At 31.8% G+C, this 19,538-nt stretch carries 17 protein-coding genes and 1 pseudogene; 7 read left to right on the forward strand and 11 right to left on the reverse strand.

Annotated features, from left to right (window positions below; translation table 11 throughout):
* Nucleotides 1-98 precede the first annotated feature (98 nt).
* The 5 genes and pseudogenes from ettA (at nucleotide 99) to ACQH1V_RS04290 (ending at nucleotide 4,926) form a co-directional block, all read left to right on the forward strand.
* Nucleotides 99-1,766 carry an energy-dependent translational throttle protein EttA gene (ettA, locus tag ACQH1V_RS04270; protein WP_341759570.1) on the forward strand — a complete coding sequence of 556 codons (1,668 nt, stop codon included), beginning with the start codon at nucleotides 99-101 and terminating at the stop codon, nucleotides 1,764-1,766.
* Nucleotides 1,767-1,769: 3 nt separating this feature from the next.
* Nucleotides 1,770-2,108: a DUF2672 domain-containing protein gene (locus tag ACQH1V_RS04275; protein WP_341749387.1), complete on the forward strand. Its 339-nt coding sequence runs from the start codon at nucleotides 1,770-1,772 to the stop codon at nucleotides 2,106-2,108.
* A gap of 154 nt (nucleotides 2,109-2,262) precedes the next feature.
* Nucleotides 2,263-3,242: pseudogene (mltG, locus tag ACQH1V_RS04280) on the forward strand (endolytic transglycosylase MltG).
* 2 nt (nucleotides 3,243-3,244) lie between these two features.
* Nucleotides 3,245-3,652 carry an iron donor protein CyaY gene (gene cyaY / locus ACQH1V_RS04285; protein ID WP_425359987.1) on the forward strand — a complete coding sequence of 136 codons (408 nt, stop codon included), beginning with the start codon at nucleotides 3,245-3,247 and terminating at the stop codon, nucleotides 3,650-3,652.
* A gap of 227 nt (nucleotides 3,653-3,879) precedes the next feature.
* Nucleotides 3,880-4,926 carry an IS110 family transposase gene (locus ACQH1V_RS04290; protein WP_425359988.1) on the forward strand — a complete coding sequence of 349 codons (1,047 nt, stop codon included), beginning with the start codon at nucleotides 3,880-3,882 and terminating at the stop codon, nucleotides 4,924-4,926.
* Between the two features lie 363 nt (nucleotides 4,927-5,289).
* Here ACQH1V_RS04290 and ACQH1V_RS04295 read toward each other — a convergent pair whose 3' ends face one another.
* On the reverse strand, nucleotides 5,290-5,862 hold the full coding sequence (locus tag ACQH1V_RS04295; RefSeq protein ID WP_425359989.1) for a hypothetical protein: 573 nt from the start codon (nucleotides 5,860-5,862) through the stop codon (nucleotides 5,290-5,292).
* Nucleotides 5,863-6,245: 383 nt separating this feature from the next.
* On the opposite strand from ACQH1V_RS04295, the gene ACQH1V_RS04300 reads away from it, so the two are divergent.
* Entirely contained in the window at nucleotides 6,246-8,339 is a 2,094-nt protein-coding gene (locus ACQH1V_RS04300) for a Sca4 family protein (RefSeq protein ID WP_425359990.1), read from the forward strand.
* 33 nt (nucleotides 8,340-8,372) lie between these two features.
* Here ACQH1V_RS04300 and clpP read toward each other — a convergent pair whose 3' ends face one another.
* The 10 genes from clpP to ACQH1V_RS04350 all read right to left on the reverse strand — a co-directional run bounded on the left by clpP (nucleotide 8,373) and on the right by ACQH1V_RS04350 (nucleotide 19,127).
* Entirely contained in the window at nucleotides 8,373-8,975 is a 603-nt protein-coding gene (gene clpP / locus ACQH1V_RS04305; protein ID WP_341749391.1) for an ATP-dependent Clp endopeptidase proteolytic subunit ClpP, read from the reverse strand.
* Between the two features lie 280 nt (nucleotides 8,976-9,255).
* Nucleotides 9,256-10,782 carry an Npt1/Npt2 family nucleotide transporter gene (locus tag ACQH1V_RS04310; protein ID WP_425359991.1) on the reverse strand — a complete coding sequence of 509 codons (1,527 nt, stop codon included), beginning with the start codon at nucleotides 10,780-10,782 and terminating at the stop codon, nucleotides 9,256-9,258.
* Nucleotides 10,783-10,832: 50 nt separating this feature from the next.
* Nucleotides 10,833-12,149 carry a hypothetical protein gene (locus ACQH1V_RS04315; protein ID WP_425359992.1) on the reverse strand — a complete coding sequence of 439 codons (1,317 nt, stop codon included), beginning with the start codon at nucleotides 12,147-12,149 and terminating at the stop codon, nucleotides 10,833-10,835.
* 470 nt (nucleotides 12,150-12,619) lie between these two features.
* Nucleotides 12,620-13,270 carry a fructose-6-phosphate aldolase gene (gene fsa / locus ACQH1V_RS04320; RefSeq protein WP_341749394.1) on the reverse strand — a complete coding sequence of 217 codons (651 nt, stop codon included), beginning with the start codon at nucleotides 13,268-13,270 and terminating at the stop codon, nucleotides 12,620-12,622.
* Nucleotides 13,271-14,143: a ParB/RepB/Spo0J family partition protein gene (locus ACQH1V_RS04325; RefSeq protein WP_250311630.1), complete on the reverse strand. Its 873-nt coding sequence runs from the start codon at nucleotides 14,141-14,143 to the stop codon at nucleotides 13,271-13,273.
* Complete coding sequence (locus ACQH1V_RS04330) at nucleotides 14,140-14,904, reverse strand: ParA family protein (RefSeq protein ID WP_425359993.1); 765 nt, start codon at nucleotides 14,902-14,904, stop codon at nucleotides 14,140-14,142. The genes ACQH1V_RS04325 and ACQH1V_RS04330 overlap by 4 nt, the downstream gene beginning before the upstream one ends.
* Nucleotides 14,879-15,478 carry a 16S rRNA (guanine(527)-N(7))-methyltransferase RsmG gene (gene rsmG, locus ACQH1V_RS04335; protein WP_094648981.1) on the reverse strand — a complete coding sequence of 200 codons (600 nt, stop codon included), beginning with the start codon at nucleotides 15,476-15,478 and terminating at the stop codon, nucleotides 14,879-14,881. Before rsmG ends, ACQH1V_RS04330 begins: the two co-directional genes overlap by 26 nt.
* Complete coding sequence (gene mnmG, locus ACQH1V_RS04340; protein ID WP_425360877.1) at nucleotides 15,478-17,328, reverse strand: tRNA uridine-5-carboxymethylaminomethyl(34) synthesis enzyme MnmG; 1,851 nt, start codon at nucleotides 17,326-17,328, stop codon at nucleotides 15,478-15,480. The genes rsmG and mnmG overlap by 1 nt, the downstream gene beginning before the upstream one ends.
* A 7-nt stretch (nucleotides 17,329-17,335) precedes the next feature.
* The gene (ndk, locus tag ACQH1V_RS04345) at nucleotides 17,336-17,758 is read right to left on the reverse strand and encodes a nucleoside-diphosphate kinase (RefSeq protein ID WP_094648980.1); all 423 of its coding nucleotides are present in this window, start codon (nucleotides 17,756-17,758) and stop codon (nucleotides 17,336-17,338) included.
* Nucleotides 17,759-17,846: 88 nt separating this feature from the next.
* Nucleotides 17,847-19,127 carry an MFS transporter gene (locus ACQH1V_RS04350; protein WP_094648979.1) on the reverse strand — a complete coding sequence of 427 codons (1,281 nt, stop codon included), beginning with the start codon at nucleotides 19,125-19,127 and terminating at the stop codon, nucleotides 17,847-17,849.
* Between the two features lie 167 nt (nucleotides 19,128-19,294).
* On the opposite strand from ACQH1V_RS04350, the gene ACQH1V_RS04355 reads away from it, so the two are divergent.
* A complete protein-coding gene (locus ACQH1V_RS04355) occupies nucleotides 19,295-19,474 on the forward strand; it encodes a DUF2706 domain-containing protein (protein ID WP_425359994.1) in 180 nt (59 codons plus the stop codon).
* The last annotated feature ends 64 nt before the right edge of the window (nucleotides 19,475-19,538 follow it).

Raw genomic sequence — 19,538 nt, forward strand, 5'->3', positions numbered from 1 at the left:
ATTTACAACTTGGACAAACAAAATATCTAATATAATATGTCCTACTAACTATTTAAAAACTACAAGTAAATATATAAAAAATAAAGGAATTAAGGATTATGTCGTATCAATATGTTTATGTTATGAATGGTTTAAGTAAAACCATCAACGGTAAACAAATTTTAAAGGAAACTTATTTGTCCTTCTTACCAGGGGCAAAAATTGGCATTATTGGTCCAAATGGAGCAGGTAAATCTACTCTTCTAAAAATCATGGCAGCTATTGATAAAGAATATGATGGTGAGGCTTTTGTGGCTAATGGGGTTAAAGTTGGTTATTTAGCTCAAGAGCCATATCTTAATCCTACTCTAAATGTTTTCGATAATGTTATGGAAAGTTTAAATGATAAAAAAGCCTTAATTGACGAATTTAATGAAATAAGCAATAAATTTGCTGAAGAAATGTCCGATGATGAAATGAATGAACTTCTAGCAAAACAGGCTGATCTACAGGAAAAAATAGATAGTTGTGATGCTTGGAGCTTAGAGCGAGAAATAGAGATTGCTATGTTTGCATTAAGATGTCCAGATAAAGATGCTGATGTTACAAAAATCTCAGGTGGAGAGAAAAGGCGAGTGGCATTATGTAAACTTTTGCTAGAAAAGCCTGATATGTTATTACTTGATGAGCCAACAAACCACTTAGATGCTGAATCGGTCTCTTGGCTAGAAAATTACTTAAAAAATTATAAAGGCACAGTAGTAGTTATTACCCATGATCGATATTTTCTTGATAATGTAACGGATTGGATATTAGAAGTGGATCGAGGTAGATGTGTTCCATGGCATTCTAACTACAGTGCTTGGCTTGAACAAAAGCAAGCAAAATTAGAAAATGAAGATAAAGAAGATGATGATAGGAATAAACAATTAAAACGAGAACTTGAATGGATACGCCAATCACCAAAGGCAAGGCAATCAAAAAGCAAGGCTAGAATTACTGCCTATCAAGATCTGTTACTCAAACAAAAAGAACAAAAATCAAGCGTGGCACAAATTATTATACCTAATGGTCCACGTCTAGGTGATTTAGTCATAGAGGCAGAACATATAGCAAAGAGATATGATGATAAGGTACTGTTATCAGATTTTAGTTTTAAGGTGGTTCCAGGGGCGATTGTTGGTATTATAGGTCCAAATGGAGCCGGCAAATCTACCTTATTTAATATTATCACTGGTAAAACCAACCCAGATCACGGTTCTATTAAATTAGGACAGACTGTTAAACTTGGTTATGTTGATCAATCAAGGGATAGTTTAGATGATAACAATACTGTGTGGCATGAAATTTCTTCAGGTCTTGAGGAGCTACAACTTGGTTCTAGATCAATGAAAAGTCGTGCTTATTGTGCAGCCTTTAATTTTAGAGGGGGCGATCAACAAAAGAAAGTAGGGCAACTTTCTGGAGGTGAACGTAATAGGGTACACATAGCCAAATTATTAAAAGAAGGAGCTAATGTTATCTTACTTGATGAACCATCGAATGATCTGGATGTTGACACATTACGAGCCTTAGAAGATGCTATTTTAGATTTTGCTGGATGTGTATTAGTGATAAGCCATGATCGTTGGTTTTTAGATAGAATAGCAACCCATATTATTGCTTTTGATAAAGATGGAAATGCTACATGGTTTGAAGGAAATTACCAAGATTATCATGATTATATGATTAATTTAACAGGTGAAAATGTTATTAATCCTAAATATCGTCATAAAAAATTAGTATAAAATATGTCTATAGGAGAAATATTAGTGGTTATGTTAGTAGCAATGATAGTAACAAAGCCAGAAGATATTCCTATGATTATAAAAAAAATCCAAGAATTTAAATTATACTGTTCAGCAGTCAAAAATCAGGCATTAACATATATTACAAAAGATTTAAAAATTGATAATGATATTGTAGAAAATGATGTTGAGCAGTTGAACTTTTATTTAGAAAGAATTATTAATATCCAAGGATATTATGATGGTAATTATTCCCTAAATGAACTTAAAGTAAAATATGATAAGCTTATAAAAATAAAAAGTACAGAATATGGGAATATAGTGGAAAATCATAAAAAATAATAAATTTTTTCATATGCTATTAGTGCCAGCTTATTTTGTGCTATAGTCAATTGATGAGAAATTGGGAACGTTATCGTAGGCAGCCTCCTAGCTCCAAATTTTCCTGAATTGGCTATATAATTATAGAATCTGTTTAACTCTTATTAGGTGTATCTTGTTTAAGAAAATACTAAAAATAAAATTTATTTGTGTAACTATTACATTGATTCTACTAGTCAGTGGAATCAATTTTTGTATATTTTACTTATTTGCCCCTGGGGAACTTGTAGAAAACAAGACGGTAATAATCAAACCTAGATTGTCAACTGATCAAATTTCTATGACATTAAATGATCATAACATCATTAAATATCCTGCTTTATTTGCCTTTCTTGCCAAAATATATTCATTAAAACATTCTATAAAGAGTGGGGAATATATTTTTACTCAAAATATTTCTCCTATGCAAACTCTAAGGTATTATCCAGTGGTAAATCAATTATTCATAAAATGCTTATACCTGAAGGTATGCTTGTCCATGAAATAATAAAAAAAATTAATAGCGAAGAACGATTAATGGGAGAGATTATAGGAACAATTCCGGAAGGATTTTTAATGCCATCTACCTATTTCTTTTCATATGGCGATCAAAAAGAGCAAATCATTGATAAAATGCGAAAATTAATGTCTTTACAGCTCGACAAAATTATGGAAAAATTATCACCTGATTCTCCATTAAAAACTCGCCTTGATGTATTAATCTTAGCATCCATTGTGGAGAAAGAAGCTAGCTTAAACTCCGACAAACCTTCAATTGCCGCTGTATTTCTAAATCGCCTAAAAAAACATATGAAACTACAATCAGATGTAACAACAATTTATGCTGTAACACTTGGGAAAGATAAACTAACAAGACCATTAACTAAAAAAGATTTTGCAATGCAATCGCCTTATAATACATATTATATTGCTAATTTACCAGTTGGAGCTATTTCTTGTCCTGGAATAAAATCTCTAGAATCTGTGGTAAATCCTGCTAAAATTGATTCATTATATTTTGTTGGTAACGGTGCGGGAGGGCATAATTTTTCTAATAATTTTAATGATCATAGTAAGCACGTTAAGGCTTATCGTAAAACTTTGAAGGAACCTTAAGCATGGATAATACTGAATTTGCTAAATTAGCTGAACAAACTATATCTTTAATTGCAGAAATAATTGAAACAGAAGATAAGGATTGCCTTATCGATATTGATTTCCAGGGTGATATTTTAACTTTAACTACCAACCAAGGCATATTTGTTATTAATAAACACTCAGCTGCTAAGGAAATTTGGTTATCTTCACCAATTAGTGGTCCTTACCATTTTTATTACACTACTGGTATAGCCAATTCAGGAGAACTTGGTACTAGGAACGATGGAGCGACGCCTATAAGTAATAGGCGAACGATGAGTGACGACGTTACCAATTTCTCAAGATGGCGATCAAAATCATCTGATGATTTGATTGATATTTTACAACAGGAGCTAAAAATTAATTTCAAAAATACTTCGAAAACTTAACACTCGATAATCAAATTTTTTTGTAGATTTGAATAGAATATAGGACAAAATTCGTCATCCCTTACCTTAGTGTCACCCCTGCGAAAGCAGGGGTCTAGATTCCCGCCTACGCGGGAATGATGGTATGGACGAGTGAAGCGAAATATGCTTTACTTGTACGGAGTCAGCTGAAAAATAGTTTTCAGCTGCTCCAAATTAAATAATAATTTAATTAATAGGTCCATACCATGATAAATAATAGCATAAAAAATACTATAATAGGAATATATTTAGCAAAAAATAGTATGCACTTGGTGCAAGTCGATCAAAATGGCAAAAAAATAGGTTATCAAAAAGTTACAAGAGATGAGTTAATAGCCTATTTAAGCAATCTCGATAAAAGTTCATTGGTAGCTATGGAAGCATGTGGAGGAGCTAATTATTGGTCACAGGAAATTGCTAAGCTTGGTTTGCAAGTCAAACTAATGAAAACAAAAGATGTAAAAGTTTATGCTACATCGAAACAGAAAAATGATTATAACGATGCGTTAGCAATATGCAAAGCGGCTCGTGATCCAGAATTAAAAACTGTGCTGCCAAAAAGCAAAGAGGAACAAGATATAAAATTTTTGCATAAAATTAGAAGTAATACGATCAGAGATCGTGTGCAAAAAACTAATTCTACAATATCAAGTTTATGTGAATATGGCTATAATACAAAATTAAGTAAAAATAAATTTTGCAAATCATGTAGGCTGGAGGTAGAGTTAGCGTATAGTAAAGGTTATATAAATTCTGGGATAAGGTCAATTTTACTTTTAGAATGTAAAGAAATTGAGGATTTATATGACAAAGAAAAAACTTTAGAAAAGCTGATTATCAGCAATAATAAGCAAAGTGAGAAAGCTACTAGGTTGCAGACAATTTTTGGCATTGGAGCAATCAATGCTAGTTGTTTGAGTGTAGCCCCAATGGAAAGTTATCCAACCCCGAGGGATTTTGCTGCTTCGCTTGGTTTGGTACCAAAACAACATAGCTCAGGAGATAAGATAGTTTTAGGAGGGATTACCAAACAAGGAGATAGATATGCCAGAACTATGTTGATTCAAGCAGCAAGGACAATAGCAATAAGAGCAAAAAGTGATAAGGAATCAAAAGATAAACTAGTGCAGTGGGCAGTGAAGAAATTTGCTGAAAATAAATCATATAATATTATATGTGTTGGTTTAGCAAATAAGTTAGCAAGGATTGCTTATGCAGTAGTCACCAATGGTAGCGAATATGTTGCAAATTAGTTTAGTTGGAAAAAAAGAAGAAACTATGTCAACTAAATAAAAATTGGTAATTGATAAATATTGTGAGTAAAGAATAGTAACAATAAAGAGAACGAAAGTTAAAGAGTTAATGAATAAGTATTCTGAATAAAATCCGTAATTATGTCGAGGCTCTAGAAGCCGTGGGAATGAGAGGTCACTCAAGGATATTTATAAGAATGCAGAAACCATTATGGCACTTGATGCCGAATATATGACCGCTTCCTTTGTGGCTCTATTTTTTTATTTTCTTTGTTGACAAATTCACTCGTCCATATATGACAAAGAAGTGTAGTTGTCATCCCTGCGAAAGTAGGGATATAAAATAGCGCTCAAAAAGTTATACTACTGGATATCACCAATCATAACTACTTCTTCATTTGTCAATATAGTACTTATCAAAGATTCTTCATCACTGTCAGATGTTAAGTTAGGTATAGTATGAGAAACTATGTCAGGAAGAGCATATCTAGCTGCCGATATAGATGACAAATTATCATCATTGTCATCATCATGAACATGATGTAAGTCAACTATAGAAATACTTAGTCTTTCCGGATCGTTCTGTTCATTCTCTTCTCCGCACCCCTTAGGGTTATGTAAAAATTTCTGTATGATGGCACCCTTATCACAGTCAGGTAAACTCTCTAAGGGGTCATCTTTGCTATCGTAGCAGCCTTTGTCTCGTAGGTAGGAGCAAGCAAAAGAAGCTACACCACAAGCTGCACCAAGTGCAAGAACAGCCGCTACTATTGCGGCAACTTTGAGTGCGACTAATTCTGTTGATGTTTCTTCCTCAGTTCGATTATTTACTGAGATAACATCAGTAGTAGTAAATGGGGCAGCAAGGTTATCTCTTACCATCGTTCCCACCAACCCAAGGGTAGACAGAATGTTTGTGTTGTTAATAAATCTCATTATTGTATCTCCTTTAGTTATCTTTGACAATTTTTATACAGGATAATACCATTAAGTTAATATTTAGCAACTTTTATGTAATAAATTTTGCCTAGGCTAGTGAAAAATTAATTTAATTATTTTTGCATAATATGCTCTTATGCTATTAGTGTTGACATATTATATGTTATAATATTGTTTTCACAGCTTCTAGATTATTGTGAAGGACTAGGAGGCTGCTTAATAACTAAAGTAATTCTATATTTAGCTCTTTTTGGCTGCGAATAAACATGATATAATTAATTAGTTATTGTAGACAGCCTCATAGAAACAAATTAGTTGCTTTAAGGGAGAATATTATCTAGCATTAAATATAGTTATAATTTAAGAATGAGGTGGGGAAAATGAGTAAAGATAGAGATCCTAGAGAATATTTTGAGTATTATCAGAACTTTATAGCAAAAATAGAGGAAATTGGTAAAGTAACAAATGATGAGCAAACTGAATCTATAGAGCAATCTTTGTTTGAAATTGTAAAGGGAACCTTAAAAGATAGTGCGGGCAGTCTTGGCGAGAAAAAGAACATATTAAAGGGATTTGCTGAAATAATTAAAAATAAGACAGAAGAACAAAACAAGCTGCCAGAATCTGACAAAATAGTAGAACAAACCATAGTGTTTAATGAATTTGCTGAAATATTAGAACAGCCCATACAGGATGAAGCAATTTCTGAGAATTGGCAAAAATGTAAGGAAGAACTAGAGGAAATAGTTACTGCTATCAAACCACAAGAGCTTACTCAGGACATTTTTTGCTTACCAGGAGAAGAAAAAGCTCCTTTAGAATTAAATAATTCTTCGGTTGATGCCCCGTCTTTTTCTGCTGATAATCTTGATCCTATAACCAAAGCAATTAGAGAGCATATCTTAACTAAGCAAAGAGCGATAATAGCTGCAGCTTTGGTAAATAAGAGTATAGCAAAACCAGAAGAGCTTGACGATCTGAATAAGTTTCGAGCGTATTTTGAAAATGAACAAAATAAAGAAACAATTAGTGGACTTCTAAAAGAAGATCAAAATTTAAAGCATGCTTTAGAGCAAGTCGAAATTGCTGGCTATAAAAACGTTCATACGCAGTTTGCTGGTAGATTCAGTACTATGGAATGGAAAGATGGGGGTGTAGAGAATGCTAATGGTATCACTATTAAGAAGCAGATAGTACGAGATGCAAACGGTCATGAGATTGCAACATTATCAGAAGCAAACCATCAAATAAATCCTCCTCATACAGTACAAAAAAGTGATGGAACTAGCGTTGCAATTAGCAATTATAGGACGATAGATTTTCCGATAAAACTTGATAATAATGGTCCGATGCATTTATCGTTAGCTGTCAAGGATCAGTATGGTAAAAATATTGCGGCAAGTAATGCTGTATATTTTACTGCTCACTATGATGATGCTGGTAAGCTTATTGAGGTCAGCTCGCCACATCCAGTTAAGTTTACCGGAAATAGTCCTGATGCAGTTGGCTATATAGAGCATGGTGGAAAAATCTATACCTTACCAGTAACGCAAGAAAAATATAGAGCAATGATGCAAGAAGTTGCTAAAAATCTAGGACAGGGAGTGAATATTTCACCATCTATCGAATCTATTGAGGCTCCTGATCTTGCTGTAACCTCTAGAGGAGCTAAATCTGAAGTTGACTATATAAAGCCTGGTGAACAAATGCAAGAAAATAAAATAATGATGCAAGAAGAGAGCAAAAATCTAGAACATAGTGTAGATATTTCGCCATTTATCGATGTACCATTATCTATGAATTCCGCAACTCCTGGACAAAATATTGAAGAAACACCGCAGTTGCATAAAGTGCCAGAGACTACAATGCTCTCTAATGATATGGTCAAAATGGAACCAGCCGCTGATATTCTTGAATATCTTCATGAAAAAGTTAATGTTATTACAGAGACAAAAACAACTAAAATCTCTCAAGCTGTATTAATAAATACAGACGTTAGAAATAGGGCTGAAGATATCAAAGCAAGTTTATCAAGATCACAACATATAGGTTCTTCAACTCGAAAAACTGATGTGGATATTGCACAACTGGTAGGAGAGCTATCAAATTTAGAAAATAAAGGATTTGATGCACAAAAGAAACATATCGAAGCAAAATTAGACACATTAACGTCTAAAGAAGAACAAGCAAAGCTATTGCAGGGGTTATTAAAGGCTACAGCGAAGCAAAGAGGAAAAGAACTTAGGAACATCGAAGCCGGACAAAGAAAGCCGAATGCTGATGCGGTTAGATTACTAACAGAGAATAGAGCTGGTAAAGAGGGTGAAATAGTAAAGCCACAACAGAGAGCAGAACATGCTAATGTTAGAGATAATGTAAAGATGCAAGCGTTTTTACAAAATAAAATTAATGAAGTATCCAAGAAGCCAGCTATTACTGTTAAACCTCGAAATGCAGGAGGTCATGGTTTTTAGGTGTTGGAGTCTTCTTTTTCATAGAGTACTAATTTATTTTTTTACTAAAATTTTTGCTCTATCGGTGATAATTTCATCAACAAGCCCAAATGATTTGGCTATTTCAGGATCCATGAAATTATCGCGTTCCATGCTTTTTTCAATAGTCTCTAGTTCTTGCCCTGTATGCTTGACATATAAGAGATTAAGCATTCTTTTTAGTTTCATGGTTTCTTTGGCATGAATTTCGATATCTGTAGCCTGCCCTTGGTAACCACCTGACGGCTGATGGATCATTATACGACTATGCGGCAGGGAATAACGCATGCCTTTTTCTCCAGCAGTAAGCAATAGAGAACCCATTGAGCAAGCTTGACCTATACAAAGAGTAGAAATTTTAGGTTTAATATATTGCATAGTATCATAAATTGCTAAACCAGAAGTTACAACGCCACCAGGAGAATTAATATACATAGAAATATCTTTTTCTGGATTTTCTGCCTCAAGGAATAGTAATTGTGCAACCACTACATTTGCCATATAATCTTCAATTTGACCGCAAACAAAAACGATACGTTCCTTTAATAACCTAGAATATATATCATAGGCTCTTTCCCCTCTAGAGGTTTGCTCAATTACCATTGGTACGTATGTCATTAATTTTTTCCTTAATTTAATAAATAATTATAGCACAAATGTATAGTAACCTGACCAACATTTGTACATTTGCTCCTACGGAAAAGTTGTCATTTCCGCCCACTATTGTCATTCCCGCGTAGGCGGGAATCTATATCCCTGCTTTCGCAGGGATGACACTAAGGCAAGTGGGGATGACATCCTTCGTAGAGATAACACAAAACAGGATTGTCTTAATGCTACTAAAGTAGCTCCTTGCAATGACGGTATAATAATTCAGGTTAGTTATAATGCAACTAACCTACTGCTGTGCTAGCAAGTTTTTATAATATCGATTTAAGACTTTTACACCAAAAATCCAAGCTATACAAACAATAACAAAAACCACCATGAGAAAACCTGCTAGGTCATTATGTACAGCACTTGGAAAAATACTAAAAGAGACAAATTGAACAATTGCTCCAGCGGATTTTCCTATTTTGCCACCAAGTACATCTACAGCAGCTTTTCCCTTGGTTTTCATTTCACTATCAAGAGGGATATAGACCATTTCTTTAGTAAAATCAAAAAGCGAATATTTTACTCCTTTCCCTAAAACATGCCACAAGCCACCTACAAAAACAATTATCATTAATGGAGAAATGTGACTAAGACCAGTCGTAATTGCCAATAAAGGCTTTTCCAATAAGACGAAAGTAAAAAACATTGCTCCTGATAATAACGTTGCAACGGGAGTAAGTACAGCTCCCCAAAACCAACCACAATTTCTAACTAAACTACTACCTAGAAAAGCACAAATTAAAGTAAATATTCCAGTCCAAAAAAATACCTCACCACTGTAAGTTATAAATTCCTGGGTAGTAGGATATAACTCCTTGGTTTTAGACATCCATAATCCTTCAATTAAGTTGATTGACATGGAATATGAAACCATTAATACACAAATAATTCCTAAATATTTTGATTTAAGAATTATTTTGCTACTCTCAACTAACCCTAGCTTTAGTATATCGGTTCTTTTATTTTTATATCTAATATTTTTAGTAGTTTCTATAATTTTCAATTCAACAAATCTATGTAAAATCAAACAGATCAGTCCAGATATGGTAACGATTACTATGAATGATTTTAAAAGAATTTCTGTTTGGTCATTAAGATGAGAAAATAGAGGTAATAAGAAGTGATTACCTTTGGCAAAATAGACAATTACACTACCAGATATTAGCAAATTAGTTTGACCAAATAAGGAGAAAAACGAATAGAATCTTGGAGCTTCTTCAGTAGTAGTAATCTTATTAGCAAGTTGCCAATATAATAGTGTACATACAATCATTGACCATAATTCCCCTATTATATAAAATAACACAATACTCCATTTTCCCCAAATGATGATAAACCATTTTAAATGTGGAAGTGTAGTAATATAATGTTCTATTATTTGAGGGTCTGGATGAAAATATTCTCGGTATGGAAACAAAACAAAGGTAAATAATAGGAAAAATCCCAAGAAAAAAGATAATATGATTCTGAAAGCTTGTTCAGTTGTCATAATATTACAAAGTTTGGAATAAAGGATGACAAATAAGATACCTGCAGGCATCTCGCCCCAAAGTTTTATAAAGCTTAAAACTTCCGAACTAATTAATGTTATTACCAGACTATCTTTCATACTACGTACTAGATTCTGGTTAAGGAGAATAAAGAATATTAGTAAAGCCATAGGCACAAACTTTACTAACTCGTTAGATCTGATAGGCCAAACAACGTGTCTAAATTTACTATTTCTAGTTCTATTCCAAATAGTGAAAGAAGAATCTACTGCATTCATATAATACTCATGCTCATTTTCAAGCAACCTAAACTATTATAAAACCCCTGTCAAGTGGTTTTATCATATAATAAATATTCAGCAATAAACTTGGATGGGTTTTTTATTGGATCTAATATTTTCTTAAATTCTTTTCTGTTACATGGTGATTCAAATAAATTGTATTTTATTTTGCATTTTATTTTCTTAAAATAACTATTCTTTTCTTCTTTTTCGTGGAAAGGTGAATAATTATTTTGCCTAATATCATCTATATATCTTCTTATATCATTTGGATTATATGCTAAATAAATATATTTTTTTAATTCGCGTGATAATTTATTACTATTAAACTCATTATTCCAACCATTGCTTAAGTAAATTATAGGCTTATCTGCTACAACTACCTCTGCAAGAGCAGAAGTTCCATCACTTATTACAATATCTGCAGAAATTATATCATTTACTAAAGAAGTGTTGGTACTATCAGAAATAGTAACATTTTGTAAGCTTTTAAACTTTGTAAAAATTTGATTAATTTCTTCTTGGGTTAAAAATCCTAAGTTAGTAGTAGAAAAAAATAAATGTTGATGAGGTCTTATAATAAAATTTATATTTGGATTTTGTAGTGCATAATTATAAAAAAAATAATGATAATTCAAGAAAGTTGAGCCACCTTCAAATAGGTCTCTATATTGAAAGGATAGCTGCCACCTTGGTAACCATAAAATAGTTTCTGGAGCCTTTTTAGAGCTAGTGATAATACCTTCTCTAACTTCTTTATAAGTTTGATATCCTGAAACAATAATACGATCTTTTGGAAAGCCATATTTTTTAATATAAATATCTTTTGTACTTTCTGAATCAACAAATACTAAATCCATAATATTTGGTAATTTTTTATCATTTATGTGATCTTGATGAAAAATGTGAGGACCATAAGGAATATATACTATCTTTTTTGCAATTTTTTTAAGAGTTGAATTGATAAAGTAAGGATCTAAAATTGAATCATTGTAAATATTATAAGGGTTCTGGATAAAAATATAATCTGGTTTATATGATTCAATAGTTTCGCATTTTGTATAAGGTTCTATCTTTCCGCAAGGATATAGTACATCATTATTATCAAATTTTGCTGTAAACTTCATATCTATATTTACGTTATAGCATCGATTATATAATGGAATAGCAACAATTTTTACATCATGCCCTGTTTCTTTCATTGCTTTATATAGGGTATATACTCCTTTGCCACCATTAGTTTCTGTATGTACTATAAACATTATTTTTTTAGGAGTTGGAAGCTTATTTTTTCCAAATAATGCAAAAAATATTATTGAAATTATGCTAAAAAAGACAATAGATAGTAAGAATTTTGTTTTCATACAAGATTAAGTAATTATTATAATATCCTGCAATAAACAAGGCTGTTCAAAAATCGGACTGTAAGCTTTATATTATAGCATTATAATTTATAAATACTATTTAATTTATTACCCACATCTTTTTTATGGTAGTTTAATAAGTTGTGGGAAAATAGCCAATGTCATTGCGAGGAAGTGCAAAGTCCGAACAAGGCAATCAATTTTGGTTACTTTTTTGGATCAACTATGTTTCGCAATAAAAATTTAAATAAATTTAGTTTAAATTTTTATTGCTTCTTGCACATGACAGCAACAATTCTGCTATAGCTATTTGCTTCATACATTTACAATATATTTATTGTAATGTATACCTATTTTTAAACTTTTTTGAATTTATAATTGCTGCTTACAATCTAGTTAACTTGACAATTGGTAAAGTTTGCAAAAATATATTTACCTAAATGTTTAGGTTATACAAGTATATGATTTTCTTAAATTTTTAACCCCGATTTAGTCCAATCCTTATTAAAAATCTCTAAACCTGAATCTGTTAGTGGATGATTTAATAATTGCTTAATAATTTTACCAGACATTGTCGCAACATCAGCCTTATACATAGCAGCTTGATAAACATGGTTAGGGCTTCTTATAGATGCAGCAAGGATTTTTGTTTGATACTGATAATTATCGTATACTTGTCTTATATCACTTATTAAACTAATACCATTTTGACCTATATCATCAAGTCTACCGATAAAAGGTGATATATAAGATGCTCCAGCTTTTGCAGCGATAAGTGCCTGATTAACAGAAAAGCATAAGGTCATATTCACTTTTTTTCCTTTACCTACAAAATATTGGCACGCCTTAATACCGTCCCATGTCATAGGTAACTTAATCGCAATATTACTGGATATTTCTAAAATTTTATTACCTTGATTAATCATAGTATCAACATCATTAGCAACCACTTCAACGCTAACATCAGAAGTTATTATCTTACATATTTCTGCAATAGTTGATACAAAGTCGTATTTTGTCTTAGACATCAAGGAAGGATTAGTAGTTATGCCATCAATTATACCTAATTGGTTAATCTCATCAATTTCTTTAATATCAGCACTATCTAGAAAAATTTGCATTTAATTTAACCTCGATAAAATTGAATCAAGTTCTTCTAAATTACTATAGTGAAATATCAATTTCCCACCAATTGGGTAATCTTCAATAGTTACTTTTATATTAAATCTTTCTGACAATGATTTAGCTAATAATTGTAAATCATTCTCTTTACTACTCTCTTTTAGAAGACCTCTCCCTATACGTTTATCATGTTCTGGGGTTTTTGTATATTCATTTTTAGACCAATTTCTTACTATATCTTCAGTTTGACGAACACTTAAATCATTCTCAATAATATGATTAGCTATTACCTCAGCTTGCTGGTGATTAATTAGACATCTTGCATGTCCCATAGTTAAAAGCCCCTCATTTATTTTATCTTTGATAGATTGTGGTAACTGATTTAGTCTTAATAAATTAGCTATATGACTACGGCTCTTGCTAACTTTTTCTGCTAATTGCTCTTGTGTATAACCAAACTCTTTTATTAATCTCTCAAATCCTTCCGATTCTTCTATAACAGATAATTCCTCTCTTTGAATATTTTCAATTAGAGCTATTTCTATAATTTCTTTATCTCCTATATCTTTTATAATAGCAGGAATATCAGTAAGCTTAGCCACCTTACAAGCACGCCAACGTCTCTCACCAGCTATAATTTTATATTTCCCATCACTGACTGAGCTAACAATAATTGGTTGTAACAAACCATTATTACTTATGGAATCGGCTAATTCTTTTATTTTATCATATTCAAACTTTTTTCTTGGTTGATTATTCCTAGCTTCAATTTTATCAATATCTATAATTTTTACTAACTCATCCTTCTCTACAGTAAAAACTTCTTCTCCAAGCAAAGCTGATAATCCTTTGCCTAAATTTTTATTTTTCATATATTTCTACCTAAAATCTCTTTTGTAAGTTCTATATAAGCAATAGAGCCAGTACATTTATGATCGTAGATAATTGCTGGTTGACCGTGAGATGGTGCTTCAGATAGTTTTACATTCCGTGGAATAACTGTCTTAAATACCAATCCTCCTAAGCATTTTCTAACATCATTCTCTACTTGCTCAGTTAATCGATTGCGTTTATCATACATAGTAAATAAAATGCCGGCAATTTTTATTTTGGGATTTAAATTCTTTTCTACAATTTCAATTGTTTTTAGCAAATGACTTAATCCTTCTAATGAATAAAAATCACATTGCATAGGGATTAATACATAGTCACAAGCCACTAATGCATTAACTGTCAATAAGTTAAGAGAAGGAGGGCAATCTATAATAATGTAATCATATTTATTGACTAATTTATTTAACAAATTTGATAATAAATATTCACGATTTTGTATACTTAATAAATCTATCTCAGCACCTGATAAATTAGTGTTAGCTGTAATTATTTGTAAATTTGGAATATTTGTTTGTATTATGGCTTCTTCAATCGTTTTTGAACCAATTAGTACCTGATAAATAGTAACTTTTCTACCCTGTTGGCTTATACCAAAACCAGTGCTACTATTTCCCTGAGGGTCTAAATCTATTACCAAAATCTTTTTACCCATCACAGATAAAGCTGTTGACAAATTTACAGTAGTTGTGCTTTTTGCAACTCCACCTTTTTGGTTAACTACCGCAACTATTTTTGTCATATATGTTACTAATTTCTAAAATCTTACTATTATTAGAAGTCTCACTATCATATATAGAATGACAAAAAGACCATCTCTTTTTAGCAATCTCAATTTCTTGTTGATACTTCTCACCTTTAAATAATAAATACTTATTTCTTACATTAATATGTTTAGTATAAGCCAATATTTTATCTAACTGAGTACAAGCTCTAGAAGTTAATATATCACAATCTAATTTAACACTTTCTATTCGTTGATTAACCACATTAATTTTATTACTAGAAATTTTGGAAGCTTGCAATAAAAAAACAGATTTTCTTACATCAGACTCTACTAAAGTAACATTCTTTATCCCGGCAATAGACAAAACTATTCCTGGAAATCCACCACCTGAACCAACATCTATTAAATGAATATTTTGGTCATTTATGTACTTCATTAGTTGTAAAGAATCTAAGATATGTCTCACCCAAAAATCATTCTTGGTATTACAAGAAACGAGATTAATAGCTTTATTCCATTTCAACGTTAATGATTGATACTTCTCAAGAGCTTCTAATACTTCACGTGAAACACTACTATAATTATACATTAATGTCTATATTTTGTTTTTATATAAATTATAATTGCTATTAAAGCAGCTGGAGTAACCCCAGATATTCTTCTAGCCGCACCAATAGTAGCTGGTTTGTGATACTGGAGTTTTTCCCTTACTTCTGTAGACAAGCTGGGTATTTTGAAGTAATCAATATCATCATCTAATAATTCTAGCTCTTCTTCTTTAAATAATTGAATATCTGCATTTTGTCTAGTCAAATAAGAAGAATATCTTGATTCAATACAAAGATAATGAAGAATTTTTTTATTTAATGAAATAAGCTCTGGAAAGATTTCTATCGTTTTATCAACACCAAAATTTGGTAATCCTAGTAAATCAAAGGCTGTTTTATATGAACCATCTTGTGCGATAGAGACACCCAGGTTGGCTAATTTAGTAGTTGTTAAAGAGATAGTTTTTACAATGTTTTCTACCTTATGAATATCGTCACATTTCTTACTAAAAACTTCTTTACGTAAATTAGATATAATACCAATATCTATAGCCATTTGAGTTAGTCTTAAATCTGCATTATCTGCCCTAACCGAAAGTCTATATTCAGATCTAGAAGTAAACATTCTATAAGGCTCTATTGTACCAAGAGTGATTAAATCATCAATCATAACACCAATATAGGCATCTGCTCTAGTCAAAATAAAATTTGATTGATTTTTTAGTGATAAGGCTGCATTAATGCCAGCCATAATTCCTTGTCCCGCGGCTTCTTCATAGCCAGTGGTGCCATTAATTTGACCAGCAAAATACAATCCCTTAATTTTTTTAGTTTCTAACGTTATTTTTAACTCTCTAGGATCAACATAATCATATTCTATTGCATATCCTGGTTTTAACATAGTGGCATTTTTAAGACCATGAATTGTTTTTAGCAATGCTAACTGTATATCTTCAGGTAATGATGTAGATATGCCATTTGGGTATATAGTATGGTCGTCCAAGCCTTCAGGTTCTAAAAATATTTGATGACTTGCTTTAGAGAATCTAGTAACCTTATCTTCAATGGATGGACAATATCTTGGTCCTATACTCTTGATTTGCCCAGAATACATAGCTGACTTATCTAAGTTATTCCTAATAATTTCATGAGTTTGTTCAGTTGTTCTAGTAACGAAACAATTTATTTGCTTTATCTTAACAGAAGTTGTGAGTTCGGAAAAAGGGCGTGGCACAGCATCTCCAGCCTGCACCTCTATTTCGTTATAATCAATTGTTCTTCCATCTATTCTTGGAGGAGTACCAGTTTTTAACCTACCAAGAGCAAAGCCGAAAGATTTTAGTGCGTTAGATAAACCGTATGACGGCTTTTCACCTATTCTACCCGATGGAATTTTTTTATCTCCTATGTGAATGAGTCCAGATAAAAATGTACCGGTAGTTAATATAACTTTTTGACATTCAATTCTAGTACCATCATCTAAGGTTAATGCTTTTACTTCAGAGTTGTGTATCTCAATATTTTCTACAGATGCACATAAAATTGTCAAATTTGGATGATTTATCAAGGCATTATACATAGCTTTTTTATAAAGCTTTCTATCAGCTTGAGCTCTTGGTCCCCAAACTGCTGGACCTTTGCTTTCATTAAGCATCTTATAATGGATACCAGCTTGATCTATAATTTTACCCATGAGTCCATCAAGAGCGTCTATCTCTTTTACTAAAGTACCTTTTGCTACCCCACCTATTGCAGGATTGCAAGACATTTCACCAAGATTATCTAGTTTTAAAGTAATTAAAAGAGTATCTATGCCAAGACGTGCAGCAGCCGAAGCTGCCTCACAACCAGCATGACCACCGCCAATAACTACAACGCTATACTTCATAATCATTGTGTTATTCTACAATTTCTTTTTCAGCAAAGAAAAATCTCACTTCTCTTTCAGCACTTTCTAAAGTATCAGAACCATGTATACTATTTTCCTCAATATTTTTTGCAAAATCTTTTCTAATAGTACCTAATTCAGCATCATTTGGATTAGTAGCTCCCATTATTTTACGATTTTGTAAAACAGCATTTTCTCCTTTAAGAACCTGCAAAACAACCGGACCGGAAGTAATAGACTCTATTAAACTATTAAAAAATGCTCTTGATTTATGTTCTGCATAAAAAATTTCTGCTTGATCTCTAGTTAAAATAGTCATTTTTTGAGCTACTATTTTTAGCCCATTATTTTCTAAGTAAGAATTAATTTTACCAATTAGATTTCTTTTCGTAGCATCTGGCTTAATCATTGAAAACGTATATTCTTGAGTCACAGTAAACCTTTATTAATTTATTATTAACATTTATATAAATTTATATATTTTTGGCAAGTAAATTCTGATAGTACAGCTAGGTAACATGTTATGCAGTTCTTCTAGAGCTATAATTCCAAGTTAAGGAAAGAATTATTGCTCCCAAGAAAGCGGACAGGCTAAAAAATAAAAAAACACCATTCCAACCTAAGTTATCAGAAATCCAACCAACACATACGCCAGCCAGTGCAGCACCAAGATAACCAAATAAACCTGAAAGACCATTAGCTGTACCAACGGCTTGTTTATTAGTAAAATCTGCTGTAGCAACACCTATTAATACTTGTGGTCCAGATACAAAAAAACCAACCAAAGCAAGAGTAATAATACTAAATATTTCATACTCATTTGGCATTTGCCAAAATAAAATAATAGTAAAAGCTAAAGCAAACATAAATACTGAACCAACTGGTCCACGTCGTCCCTGAAATATTTTATCTGACATCCATCCAGCAACAATACCACCAGTTAAACCTAAAATGTCATAAGAAGCAACTTGCCAACCAGCTTGAGCAATAGTAATGTTTTTTAGCTCGCACAAAAATACAGGAGCCCAAAAAATTATACCTGAACGCACAATATAAATAAACATGTTGGCAAAACACACATACCACATTAATCTATTACAAAATACAATTTTTATTAATTGAGTTGTTAATAAATTATCACTATCAAGAGATATATCACATTCTTTGTACTCTTCCACTATAGGTAAATTAACCTCACTGGGAGAATTACGTAATCTATTGAATAGAAATAATGATACTAATAATGCAATTATTCCAGGAATTATAAACGCTGCTTTCCAACCGTAAGCATCTATTAAATAACCACATACTATCATAGTGATTGCTCCGCCAATTTGATTAGAAGTGGCTCCTAGAGACCATTTCATTCCTAATTCCTTAGAAGCGTACCAATAAGTTAACATACGTGTTGCAGGTGGCCAACCCATAGATTGAAACCAATTATTCAGAATCCACAAAATACCAAGTGATGTTATACTGGAAGCAAACCCCGATAACAATGTTACAACAGCTACACATATAAGACCAATTACCATAAATATACGAGCATTTGATCTATCACTTAAGAATCCATTACATAACTTTCCTATACCATAAAATATAGAGGCAGTTGTTAAAATCCAACCAAGTTGAGTTTTGGTTACATCAAAATGCTCCATTAAAGCAGGCATTACAATATTAAAATTCTGACGACAAAGTATGAATGTCGAGTAACCAACAATTATCGAATATAAAATTCTAATACGCCAACTATTATACTTTTTTGCATAAGGGGGTCTTTCTTTAAAGGGTATATTTGCCATCACTGCCTTGATTTATCAATTTTGCATTATATATCCTTGTCAAGAAAAATACCACAAGCTATTATGTTTTTTATATCTAAAACTTATTTTTCATCAAATATACTTGAGATATATTGCAAACTAGGATAACTTACCTATAAAATCTAAAATTATTTTAAATGACAATTATGACAAAATTATTAAGATTTCTTCTGCCTTTTTTTGTGTTATTGCAATTATTATCATGTACCTCTAGTCCTCCTTATGAGATTAAAAGTCCTTGTGTATCTATTAAATCAATAGATCCGTCTGGTATTAGAAACCCATGTGTTCGTAGACCAGTAAATTTAACCATTGACATCGCTTAAAGATTTGCTTCATTACGTACACAAAATCAGTAGACTTTATGATTATCTTATAGATTACATCTTA

The sequence above is a fragment of the Candidatus Tisiphia endosymbiont of Ceraclea dissimilis genome, assembly GCF_964030735.1.
Taxonomy (GTDB): Bacteria; Pseudomonadota; Alphaproteobacteria; order Rickettsiales; family Rickettsiaceae; genus Tisiphia.